Below are 15,286 nucleotides of genomic sequence, written 5' to 3'. Positions count from 1 at the left end.
AGTGCCGCCGGCCAGGGCGCCAGCGCAGGGCGGGCCTGGCGGCGGGCGCGGCGGCGCCATGTTCCAGCTGCGACAGGATGCGCTTGCCATCGGCCTGCGCGGCGGCCGCCCCCGCCTTGCCCAGCAGGGTAGGACCGCTGGACTGGCCATCTCCGGTTTTCAATAAAGACAAAATATCACCTCCGCAATGGATCAAACTCGACCGACCTTGATGTAAATCGCGCGCATGCGGGTTGCGGACGCCTACGATCGAGCGATACTGCCGAGCACGCTGCCCGGCCCACGCCGATCCCCGTCACGGAGCGCCCCATGTTCGTCGCCCTGGTCCTGATGTATTTCCTGCTTGCCTGTTTTGCCTGCTGGCTGCTGCTGTTTCCCGGCGGCCGCGCCATCGTGCTGCACACGCTCGTCAACCTCGGCTGGCGCATGCAGCGGCGCGCGCAGGGGTTGCAGCGGGGCGGCGGCGCGCAGTGGCAGCGCGTGCAGCGGCACACGGGCTCGGGCGTGGCGTGCGCCTGGCAACTGCTGTGGCGTCACCGCTGGCTGTCGCTGGCGGGCAGCGTGCTGGTCGTCGTGCCGCCGCTGCTGGCCTGGCTGTCCAGCGACCGCATCGCCTTGCGTGGCTATGCCGATCGGCAATATGTCATCAATGACCAGGTCAGCGACTTGCTCAAGGGCGAGCAGCTGGTGCCGCCGCCGGCCTTGCCGCCGCTGCTGTTTGCCACGGCGGAAGTGACGCAGCTGCGCCCGCTGCTGGGCGGCGCCAGCCGCAACTGGCAATTGCTCGACCACGACTACGCGCAGCGCCTGCTGCTGGTCTTCAAGATCATGAAGGAGGTGCATGGCTACGACATGGTCTTGCTGGAAGGCTATCGCAGTCCCGCGCGCCAGGACCAGCTGGCGGCGGCCGGCCCGAACGTGACGAACGCCAGGGCGTTTCAAAGCTATCACCAGTACGGCCTGGCGGCCGATTGCGCATTCATGCATGAAGGAAAGCTCATCATTTCTGAAAAAAATGCCTGGGCCATGCGCGGTTACCGTTTATATGGCGTGACGGCCGAATCGGTGGGCCTGCGCTGGGGCGGACGCTGGACCATGATGGATTTTGGCCACACGGAATTGCCGCAACCGCGCGTGCTGGGCAAGTAAGCCGCGCCAGCCATTCTAGCGCCGCGCGGCGGCCGGATTTTCAGCGCTGCAAGCTTACTTGCGCGGCATCAATGGCCTGCCGACGCTTGCCGCGCGCTGGCGCCTGGTACTTGTCATATGTCAACAAAGGCGCGCCCCATTGCTGGCAGCATGGGCCGAATCCGCCTTGCTGCGCGGCGGCGTCCATCCTGTTTGCGACTTCACCCTGGGCTCATCATGCTGCGACGACTCTGGCATTTCTTCACCGACAGCCGCACTCTGACCATCGCCGGCTTCGTGGCGCTGGCCGTGTTCCTGTACCTGGGCGCCGAGGCGCTGGAAGTGGCGCTGGTCTGGGCGCTGGCCTTGCTGCTGCTGGCCTTTGTCACGTGGCTGGGCCTGTGGCTGTGGCGCCGGCGCCGCGCGCGGCGCAATGCGCAGATGCTGGGGCAAGCCATCTTCAACGAGGCCGAGATCGCCGCTGCGCAGGCGGCGACGGCCTCGGCGGCCGGCGGCACGCAGCAGGGCGAACTGGATGCCGTGCGCACGGGCATGCTGGCCGCCATCGAAACCATCAAGACGTCCAAGCTGGGCATTAAATCGGGCGCTGCCGCCCTGTACGAATTGCCGTGGTACATGATCATCGGCAATCCGGCCGCCGGCAAGAGCAGCGCCATCCTGCATTCGGGCCTGCAGTTTCCTTTCGCCGACGGCAAGATCGTGCAAGGCGTGGGCGGCACGCGCAACTGCGACTGGTTTTTCACCACGGACGGCATCGTGCTCGACACGGCGGGACGCTATTGCGCCGTCGACGAGCACCGGGGCGAGTGGTTCGGCTTTCTCGACCTGCTGAAAAAATACCGGCGCAAGGCGCCCATCAACGGCATCCTCATCGCCGTCAGCATCGCCGAATTGAAAGGCGACCCGGACGTGGGCATGCAGCTGGCGCGCAGCCTGCGCAAGCGCGTGCAGGACGTCATCGAGCGCCTGGAAGTGTTCGCGCCCCTGTACATCGTGTTTACCAAGGCGGACCTGATCGCCGGCTTCACGGAGTTTTTCGCGGACGCCGAACGCAGCGAGCGCGAGCGCGTCTGGGGCGCCACCATGCCCTACCAGCGCAAGCTGCCCACGGCCGACTTGCTGGCGTTTTTCGACCAGAGTTTCGATGAATTGCACGATGGCTTGACGGAGCTGAGCCTGGCCAACATGGCGCACCGGCAACGCAAGACGATGGCGCCCGGCGTATTCACCTTTCCGCTCGAGTTTGCCGCCATCAAGCCGGCCCTGCGCGCCTTCATCGCCACCCTGTTCGAGGAAAATCCGTTCCAGTTCCAGCCCGTGTTCCGCGGCTTTTACTTCACCAGCGCGTTGCAGGAGGGCGAGCCCGTCAGCGCCTCCTCGCAGCAGGTGGCGCGCCGCTTCGACCTGGCCTTCGCGCCGGCCCCGGCCGTGACACCGCCGGGCGCGCGCCAGCATGGCTATTTCCTGCTGGAGCTGTTCCGCAAGGTGATTTTTGCCGATAAGCACCTGGTCGCCAACTATGCCAACCGCGCCAAGCTGCGCTTCAAATATGCCGTGTTCTTTGCCGCCACGGTGTCGCTGGGCGCCTGCCTGGGCGGCTGGAGCTGGTCCTATCTGGGCAACCGGCAACTGGTGGCCAACGTCGAGGCCGATCTAGCTAAAGTGGTGAAGCTGCAGGAGCGGCGCCTGGACTTGCAGTCGCGCCTGGAAGCGCTGGAGATCCTGCAGGATCGCATAGAACAGCTGGAAGCGTACCGCACGCAGCGGCCGTGGTCCTTGCGCCTGGGCCTGTACCAGGGCGAACTGCTCGAACGCAAGCTGCGCGAGGAATATTTTGCCGGCGCCCGCCAGGTCATGCTGGCCCCCGTGGCGGCTGCGCTGGAAGCGCTGCTGTTCGAGATGAACGCCAGCGCCGACCAGCTGCAGCCCGCGGCGCGCACGCCGCAGACGCCGGCCGCCGCGCCTTCCGCGTCTTCCGCTGCGCCGCGCAGCGTGCAGTACCAGGCGGCCAGCGCGACGAATGTGGAAGATGCCTACAATGCGCTGAAAACCTATCTGATGCTGGCCGATAAGACGCATGCCGAGAGCAGCCACCTGAACGACCAGATGACGCGTTTCTGGCGCGGCTGGCTGGAAGGCAACCGGGGCGCCATGCCGCGCGAACAGATGATACGCAGCGCCGAGCGGCTGCTGACGTTTTATCTGGCGCAGATCGGCGATCCATCCTGGCCGCGCATCGAACAGAAGCTGGCGCTGGTCGACCAGGCCCGCGAAAACCTGCGCCGCGTGGTGCGCGGCATGCCGGCGCGCGAGCGCGTGTATGCGGACGTCAAGGCGCGCGCCTCGACGCGTTTTCCCGGCATGACGGTGGCGCGCATCGTCGGCGAACAGGATCAAGCCCTGCTGGCGGGCAGCTACGCCGTCTCGGGCGCCTTTACGCGCCAGGCGTGGCAAAAATTCGTCGAGGGCGCATTCCGCGATGCCGCCAACCGCGAGCTGCAAAGCGCGGACTGGGTGCTGAAAAGCGCCTCCACCGACGACCTGACACTGGAAGGCAGTCCGGAACAGATCGAAAAAAACCTGGTGGCCATGTACAAGGCCGACTACGCGCGCGAGTGGCAAAAGTTCGTGCAGGGTGTCGCCGTCGCCGACCTGAAAGGCTTTGACGGCGCCGTGCAGGCGATGAACCGCCTGGGCGACCCGCAGTCGTCGCCGATCGCCAAACTGCTGACGGCCATCTACGACGAAACCTCGTGGGACAACCCGGCGCTGCAGAATGCACAATTGCGCAAGGCCGAGCGGGGCATCGTCGCCTGGTTCAAGGAAACGGTGCTGCGCCGCGCGCCGTCGCAGCTGGCATCGAATCCCGGCATGCAGGCGCAGCTCGAGTCGGCCCGCCTGGACAAGCCGATGGGACCCGTGGGCCGCGAATTTGCCGGCGTGGGCAAGCTGGTGGCGGCCAGGGACAACAATGCGTCGCTGATGCGCGCCTACCTGGAAGCGCTGTCGAAACTGCGCAGCCGCTTGAACCAGCTGAAGAACCAGGGCGATCCCGGCCCGGGCGCGCGCCAGTTCATGCAGCAGACCCTGGAAGGCAGCGGTTCCGAACTGGTCGACGCCCTGAAACTGGTCGACGAGCAGCTGCTCACGGGGATGAGCGACGCGCAAAAGCAGGCCATCCGTCCCATCCTCGTGCGCCCGCTGATGCAGACCTTTACCGTCATCGTCGCGCCGGCGGAACTCGATATCAACAAGATCTGGGCAGCGCAGGTGTACGAACCGTTCCAGAAATCGCTGGCGAACAAATATCCATTTGCGCCCACGGCGCGCATCGAGGCGAGCAACCTGGAAATCGGCCAGTTCTTCGGCCCGGAAGGGCTGGTGGCGAAATTCGTCACCACCTCCATGGGCCCCCTGGTGGTGCGGCGCGGCGACGTGCTGGCGCCGCGCACCTGGGCCGACATGGGCATCAGCCTGGCGCCGCAGGTGGTGGCGCGCTTCCCCGGCTGGATCGCGCCGCTGGGCGCGGGCGGCGTGGCGGCCACCTCCGGCGTGGCGCAGACCGTCTTCCAGATCCAGCCGTCGCCCGCGCCCGGCACCCTGGAATACACGGTGGAGATCGACGGCCAGCAGCTGCGCTACCGCAATACCCCGGCGCAGTGGACGAATATGCTGCATCCTGGCCCGCAAGGCGCGGCAGGCGCCCAGGGCGCGCGCATCACGGCCGTCACCTTCGACGGGCGCACGGTGGAGCTGTTCAACGAGCCGGGGCAATTCGGCTTGAAGCGCATGATCGATGCGGCGGCCAAGAAGCGCAAGGACGGCGGCGTGTTCGAGCTGCGCTGGGCGCGCGGCGAGGTGGCCGTGGCGCTCGACCTGAAAATCACCAGCAGCGCCGAAACGGCGGGGGCGGGGGCGGGCGGGACTGCGGCGTTGCAGGAGCAGGGCTTTCGCGGCATGCAGCTGCCCGAGACCATCGTCGGCACGCCCGCTGTTCCTGCCGCGCCTCCCGCGCCGGCCATCGCCGCCGCGGCCGTGGCCGGGGTGGCGCCATGATGCGCGCGGCGCAGCAGGTGCGCCTCGCTTACTTCGGCAAGATCCCCGCGCGGGGCGATTTCATCAAGGCTTGCGACAATCACGCGCTGGTGCAACTGCTCGACGACTGGCTGGCGCAGGTCATGAGTGCCCTGACGGTGGAGCCGCGCTGGAAGCTCAATTACGACGCCTTGCCGCCGCTGCGCTTTGCCTTCGTCGGCACGCGCAGCCGGCGCGCCATCGCCGGGCGCCTGGAAGCAAGCAACGACCAGTCGCACAGGCGCTTTCCCTTCATGGCCATGGGCGTGCTGGAGGTCGACGACGGCGAGGCCTTTGTCGCCTGCAGCCCGCTGGCGCTGGCGCCCCTGTGGCAGCGGGTGGAGCAGCTGTCGCAAGGCATCGTGGCCAGCGCCGAACCGGGACCGGCCCTGCTGGCGCTGGCCGGCAACGTGGTGGAAGTGGAACCGGCCGCACCTGGCCACGCGGCGCGGCTGGCCGCCTTCTTGCAGGCGCAGACAGTGCATGGCTTGCAGGCGATGCTGGCCTCGCCCGCGTTCCCCGTGACGGTGCGCGAATTGCTGCTGGGCCTGGGCCTGCTGCTGCGGCCCGTGCGCCAGAGCGGCTTGCCGCGCCTGGAAAAAAGTCTGGTGCTGCCGCTGCCGCAGGACGCGCAGCTGCGCGAGCTGGTGGCCAGTTTCTGGCTGCATCTGATCGCGCCTTTCCTGCGTCATGCCGATTTCGAACTGGCGCTGTTCTTTTCCCACCTCGACGAGGCGCCCGTGCTGGTGATCGGGTTTTGCGGCGCCGACCCGCATGGCTTGCGCGCGCTGATCGATCCGCAGGCCGGCGGCGAACGGCTGATCGTCTTCGACCAGCTGGACTGGGTGGAGCAGCAGCTGGGACGCGATGCGGCGCTCAGCCGCTTTTCCGCCTGTTTGCAGCAGGAGCAGTTGTCGCTGCGCTCGGCCTGCGCCATGTTTGCCGATACCTTTGCCTGAAGGAGTGCGATGAAACCGTTTGCCACTTTGCTGCTGATGCTTGCCACCACCGCCAGCGCGCCCTGCCACGCCCAGGCGCAGGCGCCCCAGACACCCATGCCGGGGCAGATCCTCGTCACGGGCACCCTGGCCGACGAGGCGGGCAAGGCGGCCGTGCTGGCCCGCCTGCGCGAACTGTACGGTGCCGAGCGCGTGGTCGACCAGATCGCCATCGGCACCGTGGCCGTGCCGGCCAACTGGAACGCCTACGTGCAAAAGCTGATCGCGCCGAACCTGAAGCTCATTTCACGGGGGCAGATCAGCATCGACGGCAACAACGTCAGCGTGCGCGGCGAAGTGGCGAACGAGGCGCAGCGCCAGCAGATCGCCAGCGACATCGCCACCAGCCTCAATCCCACCTACACCGTCAACAACGGCTTGCGGGTCAGGGCGGCCGAGGCCGAGCAGGGCTTGCTCGATGCGGCGCTGGATAAGCGCATCATCGAATTCGACAGCGGCAAGGCGTCCATCACGCCCGCCGGCCTGGCCATCCTCGACGAGATGGCGGCCGTCATGCTCAAGCTGCGGGGACGCAAGGTGGAAGTGATCGGCCACACGGACGACACGGGCCTGCGCGCCAGCAATGTGGCCCTGAGCCAGGCGCGCGCCGAAGCCGTGCGCGCCTACCTGGCCAGCAAGGGTATCGTCGCCGATTCGGTGCTGGTGTCGGGACAGGGGCCGGACCGTCCCGTGGCCAGCAACGCCACGGCCGATGGCCGGGCGCGAAACCGGCGCATCGAGTTCAGGATTGCGCAATAGATTTGGTTGACACCTCACAAAACCGTAGCGAGCGGATGAGAGTTGTGGCCGAGAAGCGCAAGTGTGCGAATGCACATTGAGCATCGCCGGCCGCAAATCTCGACGCGCAGCAGGTTCTGTGAGGTGTTCAGGGCAGGGTGATGGTCAGGTGCGCGGGCCGCGGCGCCAGCTTGACCAGGTCCGCATATGCGGCCAGGGCCGTTTGCGTGCTGCGCGTCAGATGCGTTTTCAGACCCAGGTAGGCGCAGATGGCCAGCAGGGCGAAAATGCTCGACAGCGCCCACAGCGGCACGTCGCTGCCGCGTTTGTTGACCACCTGGTCGGGACGCTCCGCGCGCGGCGCGAAGCCCCGGCTCTTGCCCTTGATGTGGGCGATCTCGTCGCCCAGGCGCGCCGTCAGGTAGCTGAGTTTTTCGCCGTCGTCGATCGCATACCTGCCCTGGAATCCCAGCAACAAACACATGTGGAAGACCTGCAGCGCCTGCACGCGCATGGCGCCCTTGCCGCGCAAGGCGTCGAGGCGGTCGAAGAAGTGTTCGCCCGCCAGCTGGTCGCCAAAGATCAGCAGCTGCAGCGGGCGTCGCTCCCACTGCTTGCGCAGGGCGAAGGGCGAGGCCAGGATGATTTCGTCGACCGCCGCGCAGAACGCATATTTGGCCGCTTCGATATCGTCGCCATCGGCGCGGATTTTTTTCGCCTCGCGCTCGAAGTCGTCGAGGAAGGCCGTGATGCGGTCCATGAAGCTTTGCTCGTCGCCGGGCGCCGAGCCGTGCTTCAGCATGAACAGCATGTAAAAGCCTTCGTGCATCAGGTCCAGCAGGGCGCTGCCGGCATGGCGAGCACCTGCAGGGGCGGGACCGCGTGGTCCCAGCAGGGAAGGCGCCGCGCGCCGTTCGATGAGCTGGCTCATGCCGTCACCGCAATCAGTTCCAGCTGCAGGTCGCGTATGCCGGCCGGCACGTAGACGGAAATCGACTGTGCCTTGAGCATCTGCTCATACAGCGCGCCGCGGTTTTCCATCGCAAAATAATAGGTGTCGGGGCGCACGGGGATGGCGGCCGGCACCTGCGGCGCATGCGACAATTTGAGGCCGGGCATGGCCGTGAGCACGCATTTTTCCACGTCGTCGGGCGCGCCCACCTTCACCCGCAGCGGCACCACGTCCACCAGTTCGATGGCGGGCATGGCGGCGCGGATTGCCAGGTACAGGGTGGTGTGCTGGTCGATCTTGCCCGAATCGAGCTTGCCCAGGTAGTACGACGGCTTGTCCTCGACCAGGGTGATGGAAAAATACTTCGACGAGATGACGGTGTCGAGCAGTTCGCGGATGATGGCGTCGAGAGCGTCGAAGCAGGCGCCCGGCTGCGCGTGGTCGTAGGCGGGCAGGCTGGCCAGGGTGTAATGCTTGGAGTAGCTGAGCAGGCCACCCGCCAGGCCCAGCAGCGCTTCGTACAGGCGCTCCGGATGCAGGGCCGGATGGCGCACGTAATGCATCAGCGCGGCGGCGGCCGTGCTGACCGTGTGCAGCAGCCAGAACGAGGAAACGTCGCCCGAGCGGAATTCGATCACGTTGCGGCTCGGTTCGCGGTGGTGGCCGTGCAGCGCGCTCACCTTCGCCTGCAGCGCGTCCAGCAGGTGTTCCAGCATGCCCTGCAGGCGCGGCGCGCCGGCGATCGCCAGGCTGGGCGCCATGAACGAGGGCACGGGCTCGAAGCCGCCCGAGACCGTGCGCCGCAGGGCGATCAGCGGCAGGCAGTCGTAGGAACCGCGCGCCTCGCTGTCGGGAATCAGGCGCACGGCCTTCTTCAGGTAGGCCACGTCGGCCACGGCCGATTCCGTGAACAGGTCGGGCGTGGCGCGCATGGCGTGCGCAAAGCGCGTGCTGGCCGGCGTGCCGGCCTTGGACGCCAGCGCCGTGTAGTTCATGCCTTCGCCGTTGAGGATGGGCAGCGCCGCATAATAGGTCACTTCCTGTACCGCCGGCGGCAGCGCTTCCAGGTCCACGGGCGGGGGCAGGGTGTCGCTGCCGGGCGCGCCGTCGCCCAGCGCCTCGAACACTTCGCCGTCGCGGAAGATCGCCGACAGGGCCTGCAGGCGCAAGGTGCCCGTCCTCAAAGCCGCCAGGTCCCACTCCATGTGCGCCACGCCCCACAGGTAGGGATGCAGCGCGCTGGCCGTGTGATGCAGGCGCGCTTCGTGATATTGATCCTGGCGCTGGAAATGCTGCGGCCGCAGGAACAGGCCTTCTCCCCACAATACTTTCGCTGCCATGCCCATTGCGTTTCTCCTTGAGTGTGTGCTGCTGCCGTTACTGGCAGCGCAGGGCGGCCAGCGGCGCCATGCCGCTGTCCATGCCGGCCACGCTGAGCGCGCAGGCGTGCAGGCCGACGGTGATGCCGCCCCGTTCCGCGTCGGCGGCGGCAAAGGTGGCGCGCCAGCGCCGTGCCGCCGGCGCGCGGAACAGGGCCACCACGCCGATGAAGGCGGCTTCCTTGCTGACTTTTTCCTGTATTTCGTAGCGCTGGCCCGGCACCAGCAGCACTTCCTTCACTTCCATCAGGTCGGCGCCCAGCGCGGCCTTTTCGCGCTGCGTGTCGAGGAAGCTGTCGTATGGCGTCTGCTCGAAGGCGGCGCTCTGGCGCAGCTTGTAGATGCGCGCCACCAGCGCCAGCGGCCGGCCGTCGGCATCCGTGTTGAGGCGCTGCGCCGCATGCAGGCGGATGCTGACGTTGCGTGGCGGTTTTTGCGCGTCGGGCAGTTCGGGCGGCGGCTTGGCCGCACCGGCCATGTGCAGCGCCGCGTTGGCCAGGGTGCCGATGGCGCCGCCCGCACAGCCGGCCTGCAGCAATGCCAGTAGCAGCATCGCGCTGGCGCGGGCCAGGTGGCGGAACGGGGCGTCAGATGGCATGGGCGCTCTTTGCAAAAAATGGTGCGTGGAAATGAATGTGGTGCAGTCATTTAAACGCATGCACGGGCGGCCTGCTTGCGTTGACGCAAAGTCCGTCTGCGATCAAGGCAATTGCTGCGCCAGATCAGGATACCTGTCACTGCACGTGGCTGTGATGTGGAACTTCTTCTTTGCTGATTAATCTCAATTTGGCAAAAAATGGGCGATCAATAATGGCCTCCAGCAAGGCGCCGCCCATCTTTCCCAGCGGTAGCGTCCTCCACGTGAAGGAATGCCCCGATGAAGCCAGCCACCATATTGCCCCGTATTGCCTGTCTCGCCAGCGCCGTGCTGCTGGCCGCCTGCGCCACGCCGGACCAGCCGGCGCCGAAGATTCCTGCCGCGCCGACCCTGGCGCAAGTGATGAGCGACGCCGATGCGGCCGCGCGCGCCGGCCAGTACGAGCGGGCCATGGCCTTGCTCAAGGGCGGCGGCAGCAGCTACCCGGCCGACAAGGCGCCATGGCTGCAAATGGCGCAGATGAAGTTCGACCGCGGCCAGTACGGCGACGCCATCGGCCATGCGCTCGAAGCGCTGGAGCGCGACCCGGACGACAAGGTCGCCAACAGCATCGTCGCCGTCAGCGGCCTGCGCCTGTCCGGCAAGGCGCTGGCCGACCTGTCGCGGCAAAACAATCTGAATGGCTCGCTGCGGTCGGAGGCGCAGGACCTGGCCAAGCTGCTGCGCGCGAGCATCGGCGAGGACGTGCTGCTGCCGCCGCCGGCCAAGCGCCCGCCGGCGGCGGGCAAGCGTGCTGCAACTTCCAGCACCGGCACGCCGGCGGCGAAGGGCGCGGCGTCGCCAGGCAGCGCGGCCGACCCGTTCAGCGGCCTGAAATAAGCCGGCATTCCCACCACCCCTTCGCAAAGGAAGCGACATGCCCAAGTCCGACAGCGTGCAGAAGCGCCTGCAAAAGATACGCGCGCCGCGCGTGCAAATGACCTACGACGTCGAGATTGGCGACGCGATTGAAAACAAGGAGCTGCCCTTCGTGGTCGGCGTGCTGGGCGAATTTGGCGGCAATCCGGACAGCGACAAAAAACGCTTAAAAGACCGCAAGTTCGTCGCCATCGACCGCGACAACTTCGACGAAGTGCTGGCCGGCGTGGAACCGGTCGCCCGTTTCGCCGTGCCGAACCGCCTCGGCGAGGCGGGCGGCACGTTTGCCGTCGACCTGCATTTCCGCTCGATGGACGACTTCCGCCCGGAATCGGTGGTGCGCCAGGTGGAACCCTTGCGCAAGCTGCTCGAGGCGCGCACCAAGCTGGCCGACCTGCGCAACAAGCTGGCCGGCAACGACAAGCTGGAAGACTTGCTGACGGAAGTGCTGAACAACACGGACAGCCTGGCCACCCTGAAACCGCAGTTCCCAGCGCAGGAGGATTGAGATGAGCGCCCAGGCAGAAGCCCTCGCAGTATCGACCGCCGGCGCGCCGGCCGCCACCGACTTGCTGGACCAGATCGTCGAGCAAAGCCGCGTCGCCAAGTCCGGCGCCGAACATGCGCGCGCGCGCGACCTGATCTCGGAACTGGTGGCGCAGGTGCTCGACGGCACGGTGCTGATGTCCAGCAGCCTGTCGGCGACCCTGGACGGGCGCGTGGCGGAAATCGACCGCCTGATCTCCGCCCAGCTCAGCGAAATCATGCACGCGGCGCCGTTCCAGCAGCTCGAGCAAAGCTGGACGGGGCTGCGCTACCTGGTCGGCAATTCGGATACGGGCACGCGCCTGCAGATCCGCATGTTCAACGCCACCAAGCGCGAACTGGTGAAGGATTTCCAGGCGGCGCTGGAGTTCGACCAGAGCAGCATGTTCAAGAAGGTCTACGAAGAGGAGTTCGGCACGTTTGGCGGCGCGCCGTTCGCCGCGCTGCTGGGCGATTTTGCCATCTCGCGCCAGCCGGAAGACATGTATTTCGTCGAGCAGATGTCGCACATCGCCGCCGCCGCGCATGCGCCCTTCATCGCCTCGGCCGCGCCGGAACTGTTTGGCCTGGAAAGCTACGGCGACCTGGGCAAGCCGCGCGACCTGGCCAAGGTGTTCGACACCATCGAGTACGCGAAATGGAAAGCCTTCCGCGAATCCGAGGACGCGCGCTACGTGGGCCTGACCTTGCCCCGCTTCCTGGGCCGGTTGCCGTTCAATCCCGTCGACGGCACCACCGTGGAAGGCTTTAACTTTGTCGAGGAAGTCGACGGCAGCGACCACCACAAATACCTGTGGTGCAATGCCGCGTACGCCTTCGGCAGCAAGCTGACGCGCGCCTTTGCCGATTATGGCTGGTGCGCCGCCATCCGCGGCGTGGAGGGCGGCGGCCTGGTAGACGACCTGCCCACCCACACCTTCAAGACGGACGAGGGCGACGTGGCCCTGAAATGCCCGGCCGAAGTGGCGATCACCGACCGCCGCGAAAAGGAGTTGTCGGACCTGGGCTTCATCTCGCTGGTGCATTGCAAGAACACGGCGTATGCGGCGTTCTTCGGCGCGCAGTCGGCGCAGAAAAGCCGCAAGTACAACAGCGACGCGGCCAATGCGAACGCGGTGCTGTCGTCGCAGCTGCAGTACATCTTTGCCGTCTCGCGCATCGCCCACTACATGAAGGCCATGATGCGCGACAAGATCGGCAGCTTTGCCGCCGCCGCCAACGTGGAAGATTTTTTGAACCGCTGGCTGATGCAGTACGTGCTGCTCGACGATAACGCGAGCCAGGAACAGAAGGCGCAGTTCCCCCTGCGCGAAGCTTCCGTGCAGGTGCATGAAGTGCCGGGCCGGCCCGGCGTGTACCGCGCCGTGTCCTTCCTGCGGCCGCACTTCCAGCTCGATGAATTATCCGTTTCGCTCCGACTGGTCGCGGAGTTGCCGAAGTCGACCAATTCCTGATCCACCGGATCATCTTTTAACCAGAGGAGCACACCATGGCAATCGATGTATATCTGCAGATAGACGGCATCAAGGGCGAATCCACCGATGACAAGCACAAGGACTGGATCGAATGCAAATCGGTCAGCTGGAGCGTCGAGCAGCCGAAATCCGCCACCGCTTCGACGGGCGGCGGCCACACGGCCGAACGCTGCGAGCACAAGGACATCGTCATCTCCAAGCTGGCCGACCTGGCCTCGCCGGTGCTGCTGCAGACCTGCTCGGCCGGCAAGACCATCCCCAAGGCGCGCTTCGAATTCATGCGCGCCGACGGCCAGGGCGAACGCGTCAAGTACTTTGAAATCGAGATCGAAAATGTGCTGATCGGCGCCGTCACTCCGAACGTGGAAGAGGGCGACATCCTGGGCGAACACGTGGGCTTCAAGTTCTCGAAGGTGAAGTGGAAATACACGCAGCAAAAAGTGACGGGCGGCGCCGGCGGCAATACCTCGGGCGGCTGGGACCTGGCCGCGAACCGCGTGGCTTGATTCATGGCGCGCGGCGCGCGGCGGCCACCTGCGCCCGCGCGCCGCGCCGGCTTTTCAGGAGAGCGCATGGACAGTTATGTACCCGGCCTGTTCGACCGCCTGATGGGCGGCGGCAGCGCGGCGGCGGGTGGCGTGGCGGCGCGCCTGTCGCTCGAACAATTGAAGGATGCGGTGGCGCGCGACCTCGAGGAACTGCTCAACACCCGCGTGGCCCTGCCGCCCGGCGCGCTCGACGCCTACCCGGAATGCGCGGCCTCCATCGTCAACTACGGCCTGATCGATTTCGCCGGCATGTGCCTGTCCAGCAGCGATGACCGCGCCCGCATCTGCGCCGCGCTGAAAGCCGCCATCGAACGCCATGAACCGCGCCTGCGCAATGTGCGCGCCCGCCTGGAGCGGGACGCGGGCAGCATCAACCGGGTCGGCTTCGTCATCAGCGGCACGCTGGCCGTGATGGCGGGCGGCGAGACGGTCAATTTCGACGCCGTGCTGCAGCCATCGTCGCTGCGCTATTCGATCCACCGCAAGGGAGCTGCCGCATGAGCAATAACTTGAAAACCCTGATCGCCAAACTGAATGACACGGCGCGCACGGCCGCCACGCGCGCCGCCGGCATCTGCGTGGGGCTGGGACAGTATGAAGTCGATATCGAACACCTGTTCCTGGCCCTGCTGGAGCAGGAGCGCAGCGATTTCGTCACCATCGCGCGGCGCAGCGAAATCAGCCTGACGGCGCTGGAAGCGGACCTGCGCCGCGAGATCGGCAGCTTCAGGACGGGGAGCGCGCGCACGCCCGTGTTCTCGCCGCACTTGCCGCTGCTGTTCGAACATGCCTGGCTGATCGCCTCGCTGGACACGGCGCGGCCGGGACCCATCCGCAGCCGCCACCTGCTGCTGGCGCTGCTGACGGAGCCGGAACTGTCGCAGCTTGCGTACCGCGGCTCGAAGCTGTTCGCCCGTTTTAGCGTCGAGCAATTGAAGCACCATCCGGACAAGCTGACAACCGGCTCCGTGGAGGAGGAAAGCGCCGGCGTGCCGCAGCTTGCCGAAACGACCGTCGACCCGGTGACTGTCCTGGCCAGCAAAACCCCCGCGCTGGACCAGTTCACCAGCGACCTGACGCAGCTGGCGCGCGACGGCAAGCTCGATCCCGTGATCGGCCGCGAGGCGGAGATACGCCAGGCCGTCGACATCCTGCTGCGCCGGCGCCAGAACAATCCGATTCTCACGGGCGAGGCGGGCGTGGGCAAGACGGCCGTGGTGGAAGGCCTGGCCTTGCGCATCGCCGCCGGCGACGTGCCCGAGGTGCTGCAGGGCGCGCGCATCCACGCGCTCGACATGGGCTTGCTGCAGGCCGGCGCCAGCGTGAAGGGCGAATTCGAAAGCCGTTTGAAGAACGTCATCGACGAGGTGACGAAAAGCCCGCACCCCATCATCCTCTTCATCGACGAGGCGCACACCATGATCGGCGCCGGCGGCCAGGCGGGGCAGAACGACGCGGCCAATCTGCTGAAACCGGCGCTGGCGCGCGGCGCCCTGCGCACGATTGCCGCCACCACCTGGAGCGAGTACAAAAAGTATTTTGAGAAGGATGCGGCGCTGGCGCGGCGCTTCCAGGTGGTGAAGGTGGAAGAACCCAGCGAAGACATCGCCTGCGCCATGCTGCGCGCCATGGCGCCGCTGATGGAGCGCCATTTCGGCATCCGCGTGCGCGACGCCGCCATCGTCGAGGCGGTGCGTTTGTCGCACCGCTACATCAGTGGGCGCCAGCTGCCCGACAAGGCCATCGGCGTGCTCGATACGGCCTGCGCCCAGGTGGCGCTGGGCCAGCGCGCCACACCGGCGCAGCTGGAAAACGCGAACCGGCGGCAGGAGCGCATCGGCGCGGAAATCGCCGCCCTGGCCCGCGAGGCGGCCGATGGCGAAGCGCCCGACAAAGCCGGCGCCGCGCGCC

General features: G+C 66.7%; 13 protein-coding genes. 10 read left to right on the top strand and 3 right to left on the bottom strand.

Features of this window, described 5'->3' with window-relative positions; translation table 11 throughout:
• The first annotated feature begins 309 nt into the window (after window positions 1-309).
• The 4 genes from GCN74_RS27205 to GCN74_RS27190 all read left to right on the top strand — a co-directional run bounded on the left by GCN74_RS27205 (window position 310) and on the right by GCN74_RS27190 (window position 6,980).
• Complete coding sequence (locus GCN74_RS27205) at window positions 310-1,149, top strand: M15 family metallopeptidase (protein WP_152259550.1); 840 nt, start codon at window positions 310-312, stop codon at window positions 1,147-1,149.
• A gap of 216 nt (window positions 1,150-1,365) precedes the next feature.
• Complete coding sequence (gene tssM / locus GCN74_RS27200) at window positions 1,366-5,205, top strand: type VI secretion system membrane subunit TssM (RefSeq protein WP_152259549.1); 3,840 nt, start codon at window positions 1,366-1,368, stop codon at window positions 5,203-5,205.
• Window positions 5,202-6,182, top strand: a complete 981-nt coding sequence (gene tagF / locus GCN74_RS27195; RefSeq protein WP_152259548.1) for a type VI secretion system-associated protein TagF — start codon at window positions 5,202-5,204, stop codon at window positions 6,180-6,182. Before tssM ends, tagF begins: the two co-directional genes overlap by 4 nt.
• A 9-nt stretch (window positions 6,183-6,191) precedes the next feature.
• Window positions 6,192-6,980 (top strand): OmpA family protein, encoded by a 789-nt coding sequence (locus GCN74_RS27190; RefSeq protein ID WP_152259547.1) that lies wholly within the window; start codon window positions 6,192-6,194, stop codon window positions 6,978-6,980.
• 127 nt (window positions 6,981-7,107) lie between these two features.
• Here GCN74_RS27190 and icmH read toward each other — a convergent pair whose 3' ends face one another.
• Genes icmH through tssJ form a run of 3 tightly spaced genes read right to left on the bottom strand, consistent with a single transcriptional unit; the run spans window position 7,108 to window position 9,888 of the window.
• Window positions 7,108-7,890, bottom strand: coding sequence for a type IVB secretion system protein IcmH/DotU (gene icmH, locus GCN74_RS27185; RefSeq protein WP_152259546.1), 783 nt, complete (start codon window positions 7,888-7,890; stop codon window positions 7,108-7,110).
• A complete protein-coding gene (gene tssK, locus GCN74_RS27180) occupies window positions 7,887-9,257 on the bottom strand; it encodes a type VI secretion system baseplate subunit TssK (RefSeq protein WP_152259545.1) in 1,371 nt (456 codons plus the stop codon). Before tssK ends, icmH begins: the two co-directional genes overlap by 4 nt.
• A gap of 31 nt (window positions 9,258-9,288) precedes the next feature.
• Window positions 9,289-9,888: a type VI secretion system lipoprotein TssJ gene (gene tssJ / locus GCN74_RS27175; RefSeq protein WP_152259544.1), complete on the bottom strand. Its 600-nt coding sequence runs from the start codon at window positions 9,886-9,888 to the stop codon at window positions 9,289-9,291.
• Window positions 9,889-10,167: 279 nt separating this feature from the next.
• On the opposite strand from tssJ, the gene GCN74_RS27170 reads away from it, so the two are divergent.
• From GCN74_RS27170 to GCN74_RS27145, 6 genes are all read left to right on the top strand, one after another.
• Window positions 10,168-10,767: a tetratricopeptide repeat protein gene (locus GCN74_RS27170; protein WP_152259543.1), complete on the top strand. Its 600-nt coding sequence runs from the start codon at window positions 10,168-10,170 to the stop codon at window positions 10,765-10,767.
• A gap of 37 nt (window positions 10,768-10,804) precedes the next feature.
• A complete protein-coding gene (gene tssB / locus GCN74_RS27165) occupies window positions 10,805-11,314 on the top strand; it encodes a type VI secretion system contractile sheath small subunit (RefSeq protein ID WP_152259542.1) in 510 nt (169 codons plus the stop codon).
• Between the two features lies 1 nt (window position 11,315).
• Entirely contained in the window at window positions 11,316-12,806 is a 1,491-nt protein-coding gene (gene tssC, locus GCN74_RS27160) for a type VI secretion system contractile sheath large subunit (RefSeq protein WP_152259541.1), read from the top strand.
• Between the two features lie 35 nt (window positions 12,807-12,841).
• The gene (locus GCN74_RS27155) at window positions 12,842-13,333 is read left to right on the top strand and encodes an Hcp family type VI secretion system effector (protein ID WP_034750126.1); all 492 of its coding nucleotides are present in this window, start codon (window positions 12,842-12,844) and stop codon (window positions 13,331-13,333) included.
• A gap of 66 nt (window positions 13,334-13,399) precedes the next feature.
• Entirely contained in the window at window positions 13,400-13,876 is a 477-nt protein-coding gene (tssE, locus tag GCN74_RS27150) for a type VI secretion system baseplate subunit TssE (RefSeq protein WP_152259540.1), read from the top strand.
• The coding region (locus GCN74_RS27145) for an AAA family ATPase (RefSeq protein WP_152259539.1) at window positions 13,873-15,286 on the top strand (1,414 nt) is incomplete at its 3' end. The genes tssE and GCN74_RS27145, both read left to right, overlap by 4 nt.

The sequence above is a fragment of the Janthinobacterium sp. FT14W genome (assembly GCF_009208755.1).
Taxonomy (GTDB): Bacteria; Pseudomonadota; Gammaproteobacteria; order Burkholderiales; family Burkholderiaceae_D; genus Janthinobacterium; species Janthinobacterium violaceinigrum.
Note: the sequence above shows the minus strand (reverse complement) of the source record. Positions and strands in the feature narration are given on the sequence as shown.

Excerpts from the sequence above, each read along its gene's own strand:
- GCN74_RS27205 (WP_152259550.1), top strand. The coding sequence starts at position 310 with ATGTTCGTCGCCCTGGTCCTGATGTATTTCCTGCTTGCCTGTTTTGCC.
- tssM (WP_152259549.1), top strand. The coding sequence starts at position 1,366 with ATGCTGCGACGACTCTGGCATTTCTTCACCGACAGCCGCACTCTGACC.
- tagF (WP_152259548.1), top strand. The coding sequence starts at position 5,202 with ATGATGCGCGCGGCGCAGCAGGTGCGCCTCGCTTACTTCGGCAAGATC.
- GCN74_RS27190 (WP_152259547.1), top strand. The coding sequence starts at position 6,192 with ATGAAACCGTTTGCCACTTTGCTGCTGATGCTTGCCACCACCGCCAGC.
- icmH (WP_152259546.1), bottom strand. The coding sequence starts at position 7,890 with ATGAGCCAGCTCATCGAACGGCGCGCGGCGCCTTCCCTGCTGGGACCA.
- tssK (WP_152259545.1), bottom strand. The coding sequence starts at position 9,257 with ATGGGCATGGCAGCGAAAGTATTGTGGGGAGAAGGCCTGTTCCTGCGG.
- tssJ (WP_152259544.1), bottom strand. The coding sequence starts at position 9,888 with ATGCCATCTGACGCCCCGTTCCGCCACCTGGCCCGCGCCAGCGCGATG.
- GCN74_RS27170 (WP_152259543.1), top strand. The coding sequence starts at position 10,168 with ATGAAGCCAGCCACCATATTGCCCCGTATTGCCTGTCTCGCCAGCGCC.
- tssB (WP_152259542.1), top strand. The coding sequence starts at position 10,805 with ATGCCCAAGTCCGACAGCGTGCAGAAGCGCCTGCAAAAGATACGCGCG.
- tssC (WP_152259541.1), top strand. The coding sequence starts at position 11,316 with ATGAGCGCCCAGGCAGAAGCCCTCGCAGTATCGACCGCCGGCGCGCCG.
- GCN74_RS27155 (WP_034750126.1), top strand. The coding sequence starts at position 12,842 with ATGGCAATCGATGTATATCTGCAGATAGACGGCATCAAGGGCGAATCC.
- tssE (WP_152259540.1), top strand. The coding sequence starts at position 13,400 with ATGGACAGTTATGTACCCGGCCTGTTCGACCGCCTGATGGGCGGCGGC.